The 2055-nt window shown below is 41.8% G+C and carries 2 protein-coding genes; both read left to right on the top strand.

Going from position 1 to position 2055, the window contains the following annotated elements; translation table 11 throughout:
* Positions 1–72: 72 nt before the first annotated feature.
* Complete coding sequence (locus WB217_RS14980) at positions 73–1083, top strand: LLM class flavin-dependent oxidoreductase (protein ID WP_423994046.1); 1011 nt, start codon at positions 73–75, stop codon at positions 1081–1083.
* A 134-nt stretch (positions 1084–1217) separates the two neighbouring features.
* The gene (locus WB217_RS14975) at positions 1218–1937 is read left to right on the top strand and encodes a YebC/PmpR family DNA-binding transcriptional regulator (RefSeq protein ID WP_423994045.1); all 720 of its coding nucleotides are present in this window, start codon (positions 1218–1220) and stop codon (positions 1935–1937) included.
* Positions 1938–2055 lie beyond the last annotated feature (118 nt).

Genomic DNA, 2055 nt, shown 5'->3' with positions numbered 1-2055 from the left:
GTTACCAACCTTTATGAAAGTGGAAAAGTAGGGATTTTTAAATTAGTACTGCAAGAAAAGAAGGATTAACTGATGAAACTGAGTATACTCGATCAAGTACCTATTTCGGCCAATCAGACGGCTAAAGAAGCATTAGAACAATCTGTAAAATTAGCTCAAGCTGCAGAACAACTGGGTTATGAACGTTACTGGATTGCCGAACATCACGATATGCCCGGATTAGCCTGTTCTGCACCTGAAGTAATGCTCAGTTACATTGGAGCGAGAACAAGCCGTATCCGTGTAGGTTCTGGTGCAGTTTTACTGCCGCATTATAAGCCGTATAAAATTGCAGAAGTTTACAATATGCTGGCTACGTTGTTTCCAGATCGGATTGACATCGGAATTGGCAGGGCTCCCGGAGGTTCGGCAGAAGTAACAAGCGCATTATCCGATCACTTTCTTCAAAATGTTTGGGACATGCCTGCATCGGTAAAGGATCTGCTTCATTTTATATACAATGATCATCCTGAAGACAGCGAATTTGCAAAAATCAAGGCGGCTCCAATACCGGATAATGCTCCTGTCCCCTGGTTGCTGGGGACCAGCAAGAAAAGTGCATTGCTGGCTGCAGAGCATGGGATGGCCTACGCATTCGGATTATTTATGAGCGACAAGGACGCTGCAGAGATTTTAGATTGCTATTATCAAGCATTCAAGTCTAGGACTAATAGACATCCGCAAACAATCCTCACAGTTACAGCATTTTGTGCCGATACAACTGAACGCGCTGAAGAAATCGCCTTGAGTTCCCTAGTATGGAGCATCCAGAGAGGGAAAGGAGAAGGTCACTCGGGAGTACCTTCAATAGAGGACGCAAAACAATATAGACTATCAGAAACTGAAAAAGATGCATTGGAAAAAATGAAGCAGAAAATGATCATTGGCAATCCAGATCAAGTTAGGAATAATCTGCTAGATTTGCAAAAGCAATATAAAGCGGATGAAGTTATGATTGTGACAATCACATATGCACCTGAAGATCGGATTAAATCTTATCTTTTGATTGCGCATGAGCTGTTAAAAACAGAAACAAAGATTTAGAGGGAGTTCCCTCTTAACAAATCCTTTATTTAAGGTATAATATTATCTGTGAAAGGCTGTAGAAAAGACTATTATTCAGCATTATAGTTATTGTGCTGCAGTCAACTGATATAAGTTGAAAGCGAGTGGGGTTTATGGGTCGTAAGTGGAATAATATCAAGGAGAAAAAAGCATCTAAAGATGCAAATACAAGCCGCGTTTATTCAAAGTTCGCACTTGAAATCTATGTAGCAGCAAGACAGGGTGAACCGAATCCTGAATCAAACCAGGCTTTGAAATTCGTCCTTGAACGGGCAAAGACTTACAATGTACCAAGAGTAATCATTGACCGCGCCATTGAAAAAGCAAAAGGTGGCGGTGAAGAAAGTTACGATGAGCTTCGCTACGAAGGCTTTGGTCCTAGCGGCTCAATGATCATTGTTGATGCTCTTACAAATAACGTGAACCGTACTGCTTCAAATGTACGTGCCGCTTATGGAAAGAACGGCGGAAACATGGGAGTGAGTGGATCTGTATCTTATATGTTTGATGCAACAGCGGTAATCGGCTTTGAAGGCAAAACAGCTGATGAAGTTCTTGAAATTCTGATGGAAGCTGATGTCGATGTTCGCGATATAATCGAAGAAGAAGACACTGTGATTGTATACGGAGAACCGGACCAGTTCCATGCGATCCAGGAAGCGTTAAAGAATGCTGGAATCACTGACTTTACTGTTGCTGAGCTGACAATGCTCGCTCAAAACGATATCACACTCGATCCAGAAGCACAGGCACAATTTGAAAAGCTGATCGATGCTTTGGAAGACCAGGAAGATGTGCAGCAGGTATATCATAACGTAGATTTAGGTGAATAAAAGATGAAGCAGCCTCTATGCGAATACGGGGCTGCTTTTTTTGAGTTTCTGTTGTAAGCAATGGTTAAACCAATAAAATAATGAAGGTATAGCAAGACCAACCACCAGTGATTAGCTG

The organism is Mesobacillus sp., from assembly GCF_049588175.1.
Lineage (GTDB): Bacteria > Bacillota > Bacilli > Bacillales > Cytobacillaceae > Mesobacillus.
Note: the sequence above shows the minus strand (reverse complement) of the source record. Positions and strands in the feature narration are given on the sequence as shown.

Coding starts and splice junctions, on each gene's coding strand:
- WB217_RS14980 (WP_423994046.1), top strand. CDS start 73: ATGAAACTGAGTATACTCGATCAAGTACCTATTTCGGCCAATCAGACG.
- WB217_RS14975 (WP_423994045.1), top strand. CDS start 1,218: ATGGGTCGTAAGTGGAATAATATCAAGGAGAAAAAAGCATCTAAAGAT.